Source organism: Mycobacterium dioxanotrophicus (assembly GCF_002157835.1).
Classification (GTDB): domain Bacteria; phylum Actinomycetota; class Actinomycetes; order Mycobacteriales; family Mycobacteriaceae; genus Mycobacterium; species Mycobacterium dioxanotrophicus.
The window spans coordinates 3,945,984-3,961,056 of the sequence record NZ_CP020809.1 but is presented as its reverse complement, the minus strand read 5'-3'; the positions used below and the strand labels follow the sequence as shown (position 1 = coordinate 3,961,056).

The 15,073-nt window shown below is 68.3% G+C and carries 17 protein-coding genes and 1 pseudogene; 12 read left to right on the top strand and 6 right to left on the bottom strand.

Annotated features, from left to right (window positions below; all coding sequences use genetic code 11):
• Positions 1-138: 138 nt before the first annotated feature.
• The 4 genes from BTO20_RS19040 (at position 139) to BTO20_RS19025 (ending at position 3,235) form a co-directional block, all read left to right on the top strand.
• A complete protein-coding gene (locus BTO20_RS19040) occupies positions 139-993 on the top strand; it encodes a DUF3097 domain-containing protein (protein ID WP_087077836.1) in 855 nt (284 codons plus the stop codon).
• Positions 994-1,002: 9 nt separating this feature from the next.
• Positions 1,003-2,337, top strand: coding sequence for a replication-associated recombination protein A (locus BTO20_RS19035; RefSeq protein WP_087077835.1), 1,335 nt, complete (start codon positions 1,003-1,005; stop codon positions 2,335-2,337).
• A 77-nt stretch (positions 2,338-2,414) separates the two neighbouring features.
• Complete coding sequence (locus BTO20_RS19030) at positions 2,415-2,765, top strand: ArsR/SmtB family transcription factor (RefSeq protein ID WP_087077834.1); 351 nt, start codon at positions 2,415-2,417, stop codon at positions 2,763-2,765.
• Complete coding sequence (locus BTO20_RS19025; RefSeq protein WP_087077833.1) at positions 2,762-3,235, top strand: SRPBCC family protein; 474 nt, start codon at positions 2,762-2,764, stop codon at positions 3,233-3,235. The genes BTO20_RS19030 and BTO20_RS19025 overlap by 4 nt, the downstream gene beginning before the upstream one ends.
• 8 nt (positions 3,236-3,243) lie before the next feature.
• On the opposite strand, the gene BTO20_RS19020 is transcribed toward BTO20_RS19025, so the two are convergent.
• Together BTO20_RS19020 and BTO20_RS19015 are read right to left on the bottom strand one after the other, a co-directional pair.
• Positions 3,244-3,549 (bottom strand): GlsB/YeaQ/YmgE family stress response membrane protein, encoded by a 306-nt coding sequence (locus BTO20_RS19020; RefSeq protein ID WP_087077832.1) that lies wholly within the window; start codon positions 3,547-3,549, stop codon positions 3,244-3,246.
• Between the two features lie 82 nt (positions 3,550-3,631).
• On the bottom strand, positions 3,632-4,252 hold the full coding sequence (locus BTO20_RS19015) for an antibiotic biosynthesis monooxygenase (protein WP_087082357.1): 621 nt from the start codon (positions 4,250-4,252) through the stop codon (positions 3,632-3,634).
• A 128-nt stretch (positions 4,253-4,380) separates the two neighbouring features.
• Here BTO20_RS19015 and BTO20_RS19010 point away from each other — a divergent pair, with 128 nt between their 5' ends.
• The 6 genes from BTO20_RS19010 (at position 4,381) to BTO20_RS18985 (ending at position 10,641) form a co-directional block, all read left to right on the top strand.
• Positions 4,381-4,770 (top strand): secondary thiamine-phosphate synthase enzyme YjbQ, encoded by a 390-nt coding sequence (locus tag BTO20_RS19010; protein ID WP_198344542.1) that lies wholly within the window; start codon positions 4,381-4,383, stop codon positions 4,768-4,770.
• Positions 4,771-4,885: 115 nt separating this feature from the next.
• Positions 4,886-7,576 (top strand): alanine--tRNA ligase, encoded by a 2,691-nt coding sequence (gene alaS / locus BTO20_RS19005; protein WP_087077830.1) that lies wholly within the window; start codon positions 4,886-4,888, stop codon positions 7,574-7,576.
• Positions 7,577-7,580: 4 nt separating this feature from the next.
• On the top strand, positions 7,581-8,111 hold the full coding sequence (gene ruvX / locus BTO20_RS19000; protein WP_087077829.1) for a Holliday junction resolvase RuvX: 531 nt from the start codon (positions 7,581-7,583) through the stop codon (positions 8,109-8,111).
• Entirely contained in the window at positions 8,104-9,351 is a 1,248-nt protein-coding gene (locus BTO20_RS18995; RefSeq protein WP_087077828.1) for an endolytic transglycosylase MltG, read from the top strand. The genes ruvX and BTO20_RS18995 overlap by 8 nt, the downstream gene beginning before the upstream one ends.
• On the top strand, positions 9,341-10,171 hold the full coding sequence (locus BTO20_RS18990; RefSeq protein ID WP_087077827.1) for a shikimate dehydrogenase: 831 nt from the start codon (positions 9,341-9,343) through the stop codon (positions 10,169-10,171). The genes BTO20_RS18995 and BTO20_RS18990 overlap by 11 nt, the downstream gene beginning before the upstream one ends.
• A gap of 53 nt (positions 10,172-10,224) precedes the next feature.
• Positions 10,225-10,641 (top strand): prepilin peptidase, encoded by a 417-nt coding sequence (locus BTO20_RS18985; protein ID WP_408632206.1) that lies wholly within the window; start codon positions 10,225-10,227, stop codon positions 10,639-10,641.
• 82 nt (positions 10,642-10,723) lie between these two features.
• On the opposite strand, the gene BTO20_RS18980 is transcribed toward BTO20_RS18985, so the two are convergent.
• From BTO20_RS18980 to BTO20_RS18965, 4 genes are read right to left on the bottom strand one after another with little or no spacing between them, the layout of a single operon-like run.
• Positions 10,724-11,299 carry a carboxymuconolactone decarboxylase family protein gene (locus tag BTO20_RS18980; RefSeq protein WP_087077826.1) on the bottom strand — a complete coding sequence of 192 codons (576 nt, stop codon included), beginning with the start codon at positions 11,297-11,299 and terminating at the stop codon, positions 10,724-10,726.
• Positions 11,296-11,610, bottom strand: coding sequence for a carboxymuconolactone decarboxylase family protein (locus BTO20_RS18975; RefSeq protein WP_087077825.1), 315 nt, complete (start codon positions 11,608-11,610; stop codon positions 11,296-11,298). Before BTO20_RS18975 ends, BTO20_RS18980 begins: the two co-directional genes overlap by 4 nt.
• Positions 11,607-12,821: an RNA polymerase sigma factor gene (locus BTO20_RS18970; protein ID WP_087077824.1), complete on the bottom strand. Its 1,215-nt coding sequence runs from the start codon at positions 12,819-12,821 to the stop codon at positions 11,607-11,609. Before BTO20_RS18970 ends, BTO20_RS18975 begins: the two co-directional genes overlap by 4 nt.
• A complete protein-coding gene (locus tag BTO20_RS18965) occupies positions 12,818-13,168 on the bottom strand; it encodes a YciI family protein (protein ID WP_087077823.1) in 351 nt (116 codons plus the stop codon). Before BTO20_RS18965 ends, BTO20_RS18970 begins: the two co-directional genes overlap by 4 nt.
• 126 nt (positions 13,169-13,294) lie before the next feature.
• Here BTO20_RS18965 and aroC point away from each other — a divergent pair, with 126 nt between their 5' ends.
• Together aroC and BTO20_RS18955 are read left to right on the top strand one after the other, a co-directional pair.
• Entirely contained in the window at positions 13,295-14,521 is a 1,227-nt protein-coding gene (aroC, locus tag BTO20_RS18960) for a chorismate synthase (RefSeq protein ID WP_087077822.1), read from the top strand.
• A pseudogene (locus BTO20_RS18955) lies at positions 14,521-15,033 on the top strand (shikimate kinase); the annotation flags it as partial. The gene aroC and the pseudogene BTO20_RS18955, both read left to right, overlap by 1 nt.
• Positions 15,034-15,073: the final 40 nt, after the last annotated feature.

The window sequence follows — 15,073 nt, the reverse complement described above, 5'->3', positions numbered from 1 at the left end:
CTTTCCCCGCGAACAGACACGCAGGTCCGCGACACACCGCGTTTCCGGTACCGCGATGTCTGCTCGCGGTCTAACAGCACGGTCACGATGGCATGTCGCAACGGCGTTCCGGCCGTGGACGTTTTTAGGATCGCCCGCGTGACTGATCGCTACGGTTCCGACATCCTGTCCCGAAACCCGCACACCCCCAAGCTGACCCGGTCCACCGAACAGCCCGCGGAAAAGGGGCTGGTGGTCGAGGACGCGCAGAGCGGTTATGTGGGTGCCGTGGTGCGCATCGAGGGTGGCCGCGTCGAACTCGAGGACCGCAGAGGCAAGGTGCGGGCATTTCCGATGGGTCCCGGATTCCTGATCGACGGCAAGCCGGTGATCCTGACCGTGCCGAAGCGGACCGCCGCGCCGGCTAGGACGGCATCGGGTTCGGTGGCGGTGGCGGGTGCCAAGGCCCGCGTCGCGCTGGCCAGTCGCATCTATGTCGAAGGCCGCCACGACGCCGAGCTCGTCGAGCAGGTGTGGGGCGCCGACCTGCGCATCGAGGGTGTGGTGGTCGAGTACCTCGGCGGCGTCGACGATCTGGCAGGCATCGTCGAGGAGTTCGCGCCCGGGCCCGGCCGCCGGCTCGGTGTGCTGGTCGACCACCTGGTGACCGGCTCGAAGGAGGCCCGCATCGCCGATGCGGTGCGGCGCGGCCCCGGCGGCGAGCACACCCTGGTCGTCGGCCATCCGTTCATCGACATCTGGCAGGCCGTCAAGCCGGCCCGGCTCGGAATGACCGCCTGGCCCGAGATTCCCCGCGGCACGGACTGGAAGAAGGGCATCTGCCAGGCGCTGCGCTGGCCGTATGCCACCCAGGCGGACACCGCGCGGGCCTGGCAGCGGATCCGCGGTCAGGTCCGCGACTGGAACGACCTGGAACCCGCGCTGATCGGCCGGGTGGAGGAGCTGATCGATTTCGTGACCGCGCCGGAGTCGCCCGACGACGCGGCGTGGTAAGCAGAACACGTGTCCGACAGTTTGTTCGATGTGCCCGGCGACCCGGGGCCCGGTGATCCCGGCGCTCTGGTCCCGCCCGGCACGGGTCCGCTCGCGGTGCGGATGCGTCCGGCCAGCCTCGACGAGGTCGTCGGGCAGCAGCATCTGCTGCGGGCCGGTTCACCGCTGCGTCGGCTGGTGGAGGGTTCCGGCGCGGCGTCGGTGATCCTCTATGGGCCGCCCGGTACCGGTAAGACCACGCTGGCCTCGCTGATCTCGCAGGCCACCGGCCGCCGGTTCGAGGCGCTCTCGGCACTGTCGGCCGGGGTCAAGGAGGTCCGCGCGGTGATCGACACCGCTCGGCGTTCGGCGGTCCACGGCGGCCAGACCGTCCTGTTCATCGACGAGGTGCACCGCTTCTCCAAGACGCAGCAGGATGCGCTGCTGGCGGCAGTCGAGAACCGGGTAGTGCTGTTGGTCGCGGCGACGACCGAAAACCCGTCGTTCTCCGTGGTGGCCCCGCTGCTCTCGCGTTCGCTGATCCTGCAGCTGCAGCCATTGACCCCGCAGGACATCGAGAGCGTGCTGCGCCGCGCGATCACCGATCCGCGGGGTCTCGGTGGCGCCGTCGAGGTCACCGACGAGGCGGTCGATCTCCTCGTGCAGCTCTCGGCAGGTGATGCCCGGCGTGCCCTGACCGCGCTGGAGGTGGCATCAGAGCCGGGAGAACGGGTCACCGTCGAGATCATCGAGCAGTCGCTGGACAAGGCCGCCGTGCGCTACGACCGCGACGGCGATCAGCACTATGACGTGGTCAGTGCGTTCATCAAATCGATGCGTGGCTCCGACGTCGACGCGGCGCTGCACTACCTGGCCCGGATGCTGGTGGCGGGGGAGGATCCGCGCTTCATCGCCCGGCGGCTGATGATCCTGGCCAGCGAGGACATCGGGATGGCCGATCCGAGTGCGTTGCAGATCGCGGTGGCCGCCGCCCAAACCGTGCAGCTGATCGGCATGCCCGAGGCGCAGTTGACGCTCGCCCACGCGACCGTCCATCTGGCGACCGCACCGAAGTCCAACGCGGTGACGACTGCGCTGGCCGCGGCGATGGGCGACATCCGAGCGGGCAAGGCTGGGCCGGTGCCACCGCATCTGCGCGACGGCCACTACTCCGGCGCCGCCAAGCTCGGCCACGCCGTCGGTTACCGCTATCCCCATGACCATCCCGACGGCGTTGTGCCGCAACAGTATCCGCCCGACGATCTGGTCCTGGCGGACTATTACCAGCCGACCGGTCGGGGTGTGGAGCGTGAGATCACGACCCGGCTGGACAAGTTGCGCGCCATCGTCCGTCGTAAGCGCTGAAAACCTCTTGACACCGTCGTACAGCTGCTTCTACCTTTGTAGTCAACCAGTTGATTGATCAACAGAAAGATTGATTATTGGCCAGTGATGACGATGGTGAAGTCAGGTTGGACCGTGCCTTTCTGGCATTGGCCGACCCGGTGCGACGGGCGATCGTGGCGCGGCTGTCCCGCGGTCCGGCGACCGTCAACGAATTGGCCGAGCCGTTCGACATCACGAAACAGGCTGTGTCCAAACACATTCAGGTTCTCGAACAGGCGGGCCTGGTGACCCGGACCCGAGACGCGCAGCGTAGACCCGTACACCTCGACGCGGCCGCCCTGGAGCGGCTGACCGCGTGGATCGACGGCTACCGCCTGAATGCCGAGCGCAGCTACCGCCGGCTGGACGCCCTGCTGGCAGCCATCGAAGAGGAGGACAAGAAATGACCAAGGCGCTGGATCTCACCGTCCCCGTCGACACCCTCGCCATGGAGTTCACCAGGGAGTTCGACGCGCCCGTCGCGGCGCTGTTCCGTGCCCACGCCGAGCCGGATCTGGTCACCCGGTGGCTGGGTCCGCACGACATCGCGATGGCGATCGAGCACTGGGACTTCCGGACCGGAGGCGGCTATCGCTACGTGCACTCCCGTGCCGACGAGCAGTACCGGTTCAACGGCGTGTTCCACACCGTGCGCTCGGACGAACTCATCATCCAGACCTTCGAATTCGAGGGCGCACCGGACATGGTGAACATCGAATTCATGTGGTTCGACGACCTTGGCGCCGGCCGCAGCAGGTTGCGCGGCCGGTCGATCTGCCCGAACACCCAAGCTCGGGACGCGTTGCTGTCCTCGGGCATGGAAGCGGGCATGATCGAGAGCTACGAACGCCTCGACGCGCTGCTGCCGACGCCATAGCCGACGAGCTATCGCATCAATCCCGAACGTCGACCACCGAACAACCCGCGCCGACGGCCCATCAACGACGCAGCGAGGGCCACGCCGAGTGCCGCGACGATCACCTGGACGAGCAGTTCGAGCCAGTCGACACCGTTGGTCTCGGTCGGAATCCCGAGCGCCCGCGCGATGGCGGTGCCGATGAACGCCGAGACGATGCCGACCAGGATCGTCACCAGGAACCCGATGGGCTGCCTGCCGGGCACCAGCAGCCGGCCGATGAAGCCGACGACGATGCCGATCAGGATTGCACTGACGATGCCGGTAATGGTCATTTCTCCTCCAAGGCTTGCGGACTGGAGGGGAGATACCCCGGCTGATCACCACGCAAACGGCTGCGTCAATTCAGCTGCGGCATCAGGCCAGTTCCGGGACCCGCAGATGGGCCAGTACCAACTCGAACTCGCCGACATCGAGCTGATCGGCTCCGAGATCCCGCAATCGGGCCGTGCGCAGCGACCGCGCCTGGTCACGGTTGTGGTCCATCGCCTCCTGGCTACGGAACGTCGCCGACGACACCGCCCGCCCGGTGGTGCGGTCGAGCATCAGGCTGGCGCTGCAGAACCCCGCCAGGTCGTCCAGGGCCGGAAGCACCGCGGACCGGTAGTAGTCGATGGCCCGGTCGAAGAGTTCCGGACGCGTCTGCAACCAGGTGGCCCGCACGCAGGCACCCGGTGCCGCGTACTGCTCGCGGTGCACCACCGCGATCTCCCACTCGTCGATCGTCGCGCTGCCTGCGAAAGCCTCGACGGCCCGATGCCGGATCGGTGCCAGGATCGGCGCGCTGGCCTGCATCGCGTCGTGGGAACGCCAGGCCGTGGTGGCGATGCAGCGCCCGGATTCCCGGTCCACCATCAGCGACAGGCCGACACACCCGTCGATCGCATCGACGGCGGGCATGACCTCGTCGCGAACGTGTGCGATGCCCGCATCGATGGCCTCGCTGTGCGCCGTGATCGTGGTAGAGCGTGCGAACACGATCCACCCCCTCTTGTCGGGGCAGCGCCCCGGTGGCGCCACCGGTTCCATCACCACCTTCCTCCGCGCGATCACGACTTGCAATGGCCCGCAGGACGACTCGTAGGCTGGGACAAATGGACACTGATGTGATCGACGTCGACACCACCCGGCGCCGCATCGTCGACCTCACCGACGCGGTACAGGGCTTCTGCGACGGACGCGGTGACGGGCTGTGCAACGTGTTCGTGCCGCACGCCACCGCCGGGGTGGCGATCATCGAGACCGGCGCCGGCTCCGACGACGACCTGATCGACACGCTGGAGCGGCTCCTGCCGCGCGATGACCGCTACCGGCACGCACACGGATCCTTCGGCCACGGTGCCGACCATGTGCTGCCCGCGCTGGTATCTCCGTCGGTCACGGTGCCGGTCCAGGCCGGACGGCCGCTTCTGGGGACCTGGCAAAGCGTCGTGCTGGTCGATCTCAACCGGGACAACCCGCAACGGTCGGTACGCCTGAGTTTTCTCGCGGCCTGACCAGCGCTGTTCAGGGCGACCACGCTGACCGGTAATGTAAGGCGGTCGAATTATTCGCGGTGAACACCGACCGGTACCCACAGCGACCATCTACTAAGACGAGGGCAGAGGCGACGTGCAGACACACGAGATCAGGAAGCGCTTCCTCGATCATTTCGTGAAAGCGGGCCATACCGAGGTGCCGAGCGCATCGGTCATCCTCGACGACCCCAACCTGCTGTTCGTCAACGCGGGCATGGTGCAGTTCGTGCCCTACTTCCTCGGGGCCCGCACGCCGCCCGCCGACCGCGCGACCAGCGTGCAGAAGTGCATCCGGACGCCCGACATCGACGAGGTCGGCATCACCACCCGGCACAACACCTTCTTCCAGATGGCCGGCAACTTCTCGTTCGGCGACTACTTCAAGAAGGGCGCCATCGAGCTGGCCTGGACGCTGCTGACCAACCCGGTCTCCGAGGGCGGCTACGGATTCGACCCGGAAAGGCTCTGGGCCACCGTCTATCTCGATGACGACGAGGCCATCGGCCTGTGGCAGGAGGTGGCCGGGCTGCCACTGTCGCGCATCCAGCGCCGCGGCATGGCCGACAACTACTGGTCGATGGGCATCCCTGGGCCGTGCGGCCCGTGTTCGGAGATCTACTACGACCGTGGCCCCGAATACGGCATCGACGGCGGGCCCGAGGCCAACGAGGACCGCTACATCGAGATCTGGAACCTCGTGTTCATGCAGAACGAGCGTGGCGAGGGCACGTCGAAGAACGACTTCGAAATCCTCGGCCCGCTGCCGCGCAAGAACATCGACACGGGGATGGGCGTCGAGCGCATCGCCTGCCTGCTGCAGGGCGTGGACAACGTCTACGAGACCGACCTGGTGCGTCCGGTGATCGACCTGGTCGCCGGGATCGCCCCCCGCGGCTACGGCGCAGGCAACCACGACGACGATGTGCGCTACCGCATCATCGCCGACCACAGCCGCACCGCGGCCATCATCATCGGAGACGGGGTCAGCCCCGGCAACGAAGGCCGCGGCTACGTGCTGCGCCGGCTGCTGCGTCGCATCATCCGCGCCGCCAAGCTGCTCGGTGTCGAGGAGCCCATCATGGGCCGGCTGATGACCACCGTGCGCGACGAGATGGGCCCGTCCTACCCCGAACTGGTCACCGACTTCGAACGCATCAACCGCATCGCCGTCGCCGAGGAGACCGCGTTCAACCGCACCCTGGTCTCGGGTTCGCGGCTGTTCGACGATGCCGCGAAGTCGACGCGCGCCGCCGGAAAATCCACGCTGTCGGGCGCCGACGCCTTCACCCTGCACGACACCTACGGTTTCCCCATCGACCTCACCCTGGAGATGGCCGCGGAAGCGGGCCTGACGGTCGACGAGGCAGGCTTCCGCAGCCTGATGGCCGAGCAGCGGGCGCGTGCCAAAGCCGACGCAGCGGCCCGCAAACAAGCCCACACCGACCTCACCGCGTACCGCGAGCTGGTCGACACCGGGCCCACCGAGTTCACCGGATTCGATGAATTGACTTCCGAGGCAAGGATTCTCGGCATCTTCGTGGACGGCAAGCGGGTTCCCGTGGTCGGTCATGAGGGTCTCGAGGCCGATCGGGTCGAGCTGATCCTGGACCGCACGCCGTTCTACGCAGAATCCGGCGGGCAGATCGCCGACGAGGGCGCCATCACCGGAACCGGAAGCTCCGAGACGGCCCGGGCCGCCGTCACCGATGTCCAGAAGATCGCCAAGACGCTGTGGGCGCATCGCGTCAACGTCGAATCCGGCGAGTTTGTCGAAGGCGACACCGTCGCCGCCGCGGTCGATCCCAAGTGGCGCCATGGCGCCACCCAGGGCCACTCCGGCACCCACATGGTGCACGCGGCGCTGCGACAGGTGCTGGGCCCCAACGCCGTCCAGGCCGGCTCGCTGAACCGGCCCGGCTATCTGCGGTTCGACTTCAACTGGCAGGGCGCGCTCTCCGAAGACCAGCGCTCACAGATCGAAGAAGTCACCAACGAGGCCGTCGAAGCCGACTTCGAGGTGCACACCTTCAACACCGAGCTCGACAAGGCGAAGGCCATGGGCGCCATGGCGCTGTTCGGCGAGAACTACCCCGACGAGGTGCGGGTGGTCGAGATCGGCGGGCCGTTCTCGCTCGAACTGTGCGGTGGTACACACGTGCACAACTCGGCACAGATCGGTCCCGTGACGATTCTCGGCGAATCCTCGGTCGGTTCCGGCGTGCGCCGGGTCGAGGCCTACGTCGGCCTGGAATCGTTCCGGCACCTGGCCAAGGAACGCGCCCTGATGGCCGGGCTGGCGTCATCACTGAAGGTGCCGTCCGAAGAGGTCCCCGCCCGGGTGGCCACACTCGTCGAGCGGCTCAAGGCCGCCGAGAAGGAACTCGACAAGGCCCGCCTGGCCAACGCCAGGGCCGCTGCCGCCAACGCCGCGGCCGGCGCGGAGCTCATCGGCAAGGTCCGGGTGGTGGCGCAGCGGATGGCCGCGGGCATGTCGGGCGGCGATCTGCGCACCCTCGTCGGCGACATCAAGGGCAAGCTCGGCAGCGACCCTGCCGTCATCGCGTTGATCGCCGAGGGCGAGGCTGACACGGTCCCGTTCGTGGTGGCGGCCAACCCGGCCGCGCAGGATCTCGGGCTGCGGGCCAACGAACTGGTGAAACAATTTGCCGCACCGGTGAACGGTCGCGGCGGCGGCAAGGCCGATCTGGCACAGGGTTCCGGTAAGGGGGCGGCGGGTATCGACGCGGCGTTGGCCGCATTGCGTACCGAGATCGGCCGGAGCTAGCCCGGTGCCGAGCAGCGGGGATAGGCTGCCGGACCGCCCGGGGGACGACGACCCCGGCCGCGGCCGACGCATCGGCATCGACGTGGGCACCGTTCGCATCGGCGTGGCCACAAGCGACCCGGACGGTATTCTGGCAACGCCGGTGGAGACGGTGTTGCGGGATCGGCGTGACAAGGCCGGCGGGAAGCATTTGCGCCGGCTGGTGGGCATTGTCGGCGAGTACGAGGCCGTCGAGGTGATCGTCGGACTGCCGCGCACCCTGGCTGATCGGGCGGGCACGTCGGCGCTCGACGCCATCGACCTCGCCGACCAGCTGGCGCGGCGCATCACGCCGACGCCGGTGCGGTTGGCCGACGAGCGCCTCACCACCGTCTCCGCACAACGATCGCTGCGCGACGCGGGGGTCCGCGCGAAGGGACAGAAAGCGGTGATCGACCAAGTGGCTGCAGTGGGCATTCTGCAGAGCTGGCTGGATCAGCGGCGGGCGGTCCTGGCCGCGCGCGACGACGGCCGCGGAGAGGGCATGGATGTCTGACAAGTGGGGTCCCGATCGGGCGCAGCCCGTCGCGGTGGGACCACCGCGACGGGGTATGAGCCGCGCCGAGCGGCTGCGTCAGGCCCGCAACAACCGTCGTCGTCGCATCGCCCGCGCCGCATCGCTGGCGCTGCTCATCGTTGTGGCGATCGCCGCGGTGTTCCTGGGCTCGAAGCTGTGGCACAGCTTCTCCGGGGGCAACAGCAATGACTACGCCGGCGACGGCGTGTCCGACCTGGTCATCCAGGTCCACGACGGCGACTCCACCACCGCGATCGCCAAGACGCTGCACGACCACAAGGCGGTGGCCACGGTCAAGGCGTTCGTCGACGCCGCCCAGCGCAACTCCGCCATGTCGGAGATCCAGCCGGGCTACTACAAGGTGCGCACCGAGATTCCCGCGTCCAACGCCGTTGCGCGGCTGGTCGATCCGAGCAACCGGGTGGGCAAACTCACCATTCCGGAGGGACGTCAGCTCGACGACATCGCCGACGTCAAGACCAACGCCGTCACAGACGGCATCTTCAGCCTGATCTCGAAGGCATCGTGCGTGAACCTCGACGGCGCAAAGCGCTGCGTGTCCGTCGACGACCTGCGCGCCGCCGCCGGAACGGCACCCGTGGCCGCGCTGGCGATTCCGCAGTGGGCGGCGGGGCCCGTGGGGGCGATGGGCGCCGACCATCGCCGGATCGAAGGTCTCATCGCGCCGGGCACCTGGAACATCGATCCGGCAGCGCCCGCGCAGTCCATCCTGTCGACATTGATCACGTCCAGCGCCACGGTGTACACCCAAGGCGGGCTGCTGGACACCGCCGCAGCCATGAACATGTCGCCCTACCAGATCCTCACCGTCGGATCGCTGGTGCAGCGGGAAGCCAAGCCGCAGGATTTCTCCAAGGTCGCCCGGGTGATCTACAACCGGCTCGCCGAGCACCGCAAACTGGAATTCGACTCCACGGTCAACTACTCGCTGGACCGCCAAGAGGTGGCGACCACCGACGCTGACCGCGCCAAGCCCACGCCGTGGAACTCCTATGTCCGCGAAGGGCTTCCGCAGACCCCGATCTGCTCACCGGGCGCCGAGGCGCTGGACGCCGCCGAGCACCCCGCGCCGGGGGACTGGCTGTACTTCGTGACCATCGACATGCAAGGCACCACACTGTTCACCCGGGACTACAACCAGCACCTGGCCAACATCGAACTGGCACGACACAACGGTGTTCTTGACAGTGCCCGATAGGCGGCGTCCGGCCGCCGTACCTGACACGGCGCGCAAAGCCGCGGTCCTCGGTTCACCCATCGCCCACTCGCGGTCTCCGCAGCTGCACCTGGCCGCCTACCGGGCATTGGGCCTGCCCGCCTGGACCTACGAACGCATCGAGTGCACGGCCGAGCAGCTGCCGGCACTGGTGTCCGGGCTCGGACCCGAATGGGTCGGCCTCTCGGTCACCATGCCCGGCAAGTTCGCCGCCCTCCGATTCGCCGACGACCACACCGAGCGGGCCCAGCTCGTCGGTTCGGCGAACACGCTGGTTCGTGTTCCCCGCGGCTGGCGGGCGGACAACACCGACATCGACGGTGTGACGGGCGCGCTCGGTGCGGTCGACGGGGCGGCGATCGTCGTGGGCTCCGGCGGCACCGCCCCGGCCGCGGTGCTCGGGCTGGCCGAGCTCGGGGCCAAGCGGATCACGGTGGTCGCCCGCAATGCCGACAAGGCCGCGCCGCTGGTCGATCTCGCGGCGGGACGCGGCGTCGAGAGCGCCTGGTGCGATCTCGATGGTGCGGACCTGGCCGATGTGGTCGCCGGCTCCGCCGTCGCAGTCAGCACCATCCCGGCCGATGCTGCCGCGCCGTACGCCTCGGTGCTCGCCGGGGTGCCGCGGCTGCTCGACGCCATCTACGACCCATGGCCCACCCCGCTGGCCGCGGCGGTACAGGCCGCAGGCGGCGAGGTGGTCAGCGGGCTGCACATGTTGCTGAACCAGGCTGTCACCCAGGTGGAGCTGTTCACCGGGCTGACCGCACCCAAGGACGTCATGCGGGCCGCCCTGTTCAGTTGAAACAGCCGTCCTCCCGACCCCGCGGCGCGGATTAGGCTCCATCGGTGGGGGTGTTGGCTGCCGGGGTGACGGTCGTCTGGCTGGTGACGCTGTGTGGGTACGACGTCAGGCAGCGTCGGCTTCCGAACTGGTTGACCCTGCCCGGCGGTGTGGTAATCGTCCTTGCTGCAACGCTTTTCGGTCATGGCGTCGAGGCGCTCATGGGTGCCGGCGCGTTGGCCGGGGTCTACCTGCTGGTGTACCTGGGCGCCCCGACCGCGCTCGGTGGCGGTGACGTCAAACTCGCCGTCGGTGTCGGTGCCCTGACCGGAATCTTCGGGCCCGACGTGTGGGTGCTGGCGGCGTTGGGTGCACCGCTGCTCACCGCGGTGCTGGCTGCCGGCGCCGCGATGCGCGGCATACCGACTGTGCCGCACGGCCCGTCGATGTGTGTGGCCAGTGCCGCGGCCATCGGGTTGGTGGTGCTGTAGCCCGGCGAATGTGAAGTTGTTTGCGAAGATTCGTCGAAATCTCGCAAACAACTTCACATTCGCCGGCCCGGCGGGCCGAGGGTCAGCGATAGCCGCGCTTGAGCAGGTGCTTGGCGCCGGCCTCCATCGCAGCGGGTGTGGCCAGGTCGAAATCGAATGCATTGGCCAGCCGCGCGGTGATGTTGAACGCGAAGCCCACGGCGAGGGCGTCTTTGATCTGAGCGGGAGAGACACCCGCTGACAGCACGTCGCGGATGGCGTCCTCGTCGACGGCATCCGCCTGGGACAGCTTGCCCAGCAGGCGAAGCGTCGCACGCAGTGGCTCATCGATCGGTGCGGTGTCGAGATCGGCGAGGACGGCGGTGACCTTGTCCGGATCGCCGTACCACTGGCCCGACGTGGCGGTGTGCGCGGCGACGCAGAACGGCGACGCATCGGCGTGGGCGATGTAGGCCGCCATGAGTTCACGCTCGCCGACCGACCACTCCGATGGTCCGCGCATGGCCTCGTGGGTGAGAGCGCCTGCACCGTAGAAGTCCTTGCGGTACAACGCCAACTTGACGGCGTCGACCACCGGTTGGCGTGAGACGACGCGGATCATGCCCAGCAGGGCCTTGGTTCCCAATCCATGCCCGCTGTCCAAGATGTCGAGCCTCATCGCCGATCAGCTCCGGTCACCCGGGCCAGCGCGTCAAGCGCGCCGGTGTACTGTCGGTCGGCTTGGCCGACCGCGGCGCACACGACGATCTCGAAGATCTGGTCCTCGCTCAGGCCCGTCGACCGGGCTGCAGCGATGTCGTCGTCAGTGACCCCGTCCGAGCGGCGAGCGATCTTGTCGACCAGGGTCCGTGCCGGCTCGTCGAGGCCGCTGTTGTCGAATGCGTTCTGCCGCAGAACTTTTGGTGCAGTGCCCGTGCTGCCGAGGATGCGGGCGATCAGCTCGCCACGTAGCCGGGTGATGTCGGTCATCGTGCAGATTCCTTTCGCTGGGCACAGGCGATGCGCGCTTGCAGTACTGCCTGTTCGGCGGGATTGTCGGTGAGTTCCAGCGCGCGGCGATCGGCGCTGCAGGCGGCGTCGGTGTCGCCGAGATCGCGCAGCAGATCGGCGCGCGTGGCGTGATAGAGGTGATAGTGATCGAGATCGCTTGCCAGCAGGTCCAATTCGACCATCGCCGCTTCGGGCCCCGAGCGGTACCGCAGCGCGATCGTGCGGTGCAGCCGGGTGACCGGAGACGATTCGAGATGCAGCAGCATGTCGTACAGCAGGACGATCTGCTCCCAGTCGGTGTCCTCCCAGCGTCCGGCCTCGGCATGGCAGGCGACGATGGCGGCCTGCAGCTGGTACGGGCCGGGGCGTCGCTGCCCGGCCGCGCGGGTCAACACCCGGACGGCCTGCTCGATGGCCTCCGAGTCCCAGAGCGACCGGTCCTGATATTGCAGCTGGACAAGGTTGCCATCTGCGTCGAAGCGAGCCGCGGCCCGCGCGCGATGCAGGCGGATCAACGCGAGCAGGCCGGCGACCTCCGGCTCGGTCGGCATCAACTGGTCCAGCAGCGACGCCAACCACTCGGCGTCGTCGACCAGATCATGGGCCTGTGCCCGCTCGGCCGTCGACAGGTAGCCCTCGTTGAACAGCAGGTAGATCACGGCGAGCACCTCGGACAGCCGCGGGCCCAGCTCGTCGTCGGCAGGAACCCGGTAGGGGATCGCGGCCTGCGTGATCTTCTGCTTGGCGCGGGTGATCCGCTGCGCCATCGTCGCCTCGTGCACCAGAAACGCCCGGGCTGTCTGCGCCGTCGTCAGCCCGCACACCACCCGCAGCGTCAGCGCGATCTGCGCCTGCCGCGGCAGCGCCGGGTGGCAGCACGTGAAGATCAGCTGCAGCCGCTCGTCGGGCTCGGGCTGCACGGGCCACTGCAGTTGCGCGAGTTTGGTCAGGTAGGTCTGTTCGCGCCGCAGCATGTCGAGGGCGCGGCGGCGGGCAACGATGAACAGCCAGGCGTCCGGCCGCGATGGGATCCCTTCGGCGGGCCAGTGCCGCAGCGCGGCCAGCACGGCGTCCTGAACCAGATCTTCGGCGGTGGCGAAATCGCCGGTGACGTGGATCAGCGACGCGGCCAGCCGGCCTGCGTGCTCGCGCACCACGTGGGCCAACTGGTCACTGACCGCGTCGCTCACATCGGCTCGAAATCGATGGGGCGGACCTCCACCACCGGACAGCCCGGCCACGTCTTGGCGGCTTGCAGCGCCTCGTCCAGATCTGCGACCTCGATCTCGACGTAACCGCTCACGACCTCTTTGCCCTCGACGAACGGGCCGTCGATGACGACCGGCTCACCGCGGTCGAGGCGCACCGTCGTCGCGGTCTCGGCGGCCTTGAGCTTGCTGCCCCCGCGCAACTTGTCGGCGTTGCCGGCGAACCATTCGTTGACCCGCTCGTAGGCACGTTGGCGCTCGGCGTCGCTCAGCGCCGCCATATCGCGGGTGAACTGCTCGGTTTCGACGAACATCAGTACGTATTTCATGAACCCTTCTCCATGTTATTTGCGGTTTCTACAATCAAGACGATCGGCAGCACCCGTGATACGACATCCTGCGACGCTCGAGCAGGGATTTCCGCGGGCAAAACCCGACGTGGGAGAATGACAAGCGTGTTGCGTTGGACCACAGCTGGTGAATCGCATGGCCGCGCCCTGGTGGCCATGGTCGAGGGCATGGTGGCCGGTGTTCCGGTCACCTCCGAGGACATCGGGGCGCAGCTCAAGCGCCGTCGTCTCGGCTACGGCCGCGGGGCCCGGATGAAGTTCGAGCAGGACCAGGTCACCATGCTGGCCGGGGTCCGGCACGGGTTGACCCTGGGCGGCCCGATCGCCATCGAGATCGGTAACACCGAGTGGCCCAAGTGGGAGACCGTGATGGCCCCCGACCCGGTCGACGAGGCCGAACTCGACGTGGCGCGCAACGCACCGCTGACCCGGCCGCGGCCCGGCCACGCCGATTACGCAGGCATGCTCAAGTACGGCTTCGACGATGCCCGCCCGGTGCTCGAACGCGCCAGCGCCCGCGAAACCGCCGCCCGGGTGGCCGCAGGCACCATCGCCCGCGCGTTCCTGCGGGAAGCGCTCGGCGTCGAGGTCATCTCACACGTCATCTCCATCGGCGCATCGGCACCGTATGCAGGCCCGCCGCCGCAGCCTCAGGACCTTGAGGCCATCGACGACAGCCCGGTGCGGGCGTTCGACAAGGACGCCGAGGCCGCCATGATCGCCGAGATCGAGGCCGCCAAGAAGGACGGCGACACCCTCGGCGGCATCGTCGAGGTGGTCGTCACCGGGCTGCCGATCGGGCTCGGCTCGTTCACCAGCGGGGAGAACCGGCTGGACAGTCAGTTGGCCGGCGCGGTCATGGGCATCCAGGCGATCAAGGGCGTCGAGATCGGCGACGGCTTCGAAACCGCGCGCCGCCGCGGCAGCGTCGCACACGACGAGATGTACCCGGGCCCGGACGGCGTGCTGCGGTCGACCAACCGCGCCGGCGGCCTGGAAGGCGGCATGACCAACGGTCAGGCGCTGCGGGTGCGCGCCGCGATGAAACCCATCTCGACGGTTCCGCGGGCCCTGGCCACCGTCGACATGGCCACCGGCGAGGAGGCCGTCGCGATCCATCAACGCTCCGACGTGTGCGCGGTGCCGGCCGCCGGTGTGGTCGTGGAGACCATGGTGGCGCTGGTGCTGGCCCGTGCCGCACTGGAGAAGTTCGGCGGGGATTCGCTTGCGGAGACCCGCGCCAACATCGACGCCTACCTGCGTGCGGTGAGCACGCGAGGAGCAAGTCCGGACGACGCTGAGCGCGAACCGGCGGCGCAGGCCCTGGGCTGATGGCGCCCCGAGCGGTACTGATCGGCCTACCGGGTTCAGGGAAATCGACCATCGGGCGCCGATTGGCCAAGGCGCTCGGCGTCACCATGCTCGACACCGACGCGGTGATCGAGGAGACCACTGGCCGCACCATCGCCGACATCTTCGCCAACGACGGCGAGCAGGAGTTCCGCCGGATCGAGGAAGAAGTGATCCGCGAAGCCCTCGACACCCACGACGGCGTGCTGTCGCTCGGTGGTGGCGCGATCACCACCGAAGGGGTGCGTGAGGCACTGGCCGGTCACACCGTCATCTATTTGGAGATCAGTGCCTCCGAAGGGATCCGCCGGACCGGTGGCAACAGCAACCGACCCCTGCTGGCCGGCGGTGACCGGGCCGAGAAGTACCGCGCGCTGATGTCGCAGCGCGTACCCATGTACCGGCGCGCGTCGACCATGCGGATCAACACCAATCGACGCAACCCCGGCGCGGTGGTGCGCACTGTCGTCGCGCGCCTGGAGAACACTCAGCCGCCCAAGCCGGTACCCGTCAAGCCGCGACGCCGGCGCCGTC

Coding starts and splice junctions, on each gene's coding strand:
- BTO20_RS18965 (WP_087077823.1), bottom strand. CDS start 13,168: ATGAAATACGTACTGATGTTCGTCGAAACCGAGCAGTTCACCCGCGAT.
- BTO20_RS19025 (WP_087077833.1), top strand. CDS start 2,762: ATGACCAAGGCGCTGGATCTCACCGTCCCCGTCGACACCCTCGCCATG.
- BTO20_RS18980 (WP_087077826.1), bottom strand. CDS start 11,299: ATGAGGCTCGACATCTTGGACAGCGGGCATGGATTGGGAACCAAGGCC.
- BTO20_RS19020 (WP_087077832.1), bottom strand. CDS start 3,549: ATGACCATTACCGGCATCGTCAGTGCAATCCTGATCGGCATCGTCGTC.
- BTO20_RS18975 (WP_087077825.1), bottom strand. CDS start 11,610: ATGACCGACATCACCCGGCTACGTGGCGAGCTGATCGCCCGCATCCTC.
- BTO20_RS18995 (WP_087077828.1), top strand. CDS start 8,104: ATGTCTGACAAGTGGGGTCCCGATCGGGCGCAGCCCGTCGCGGTGGGA.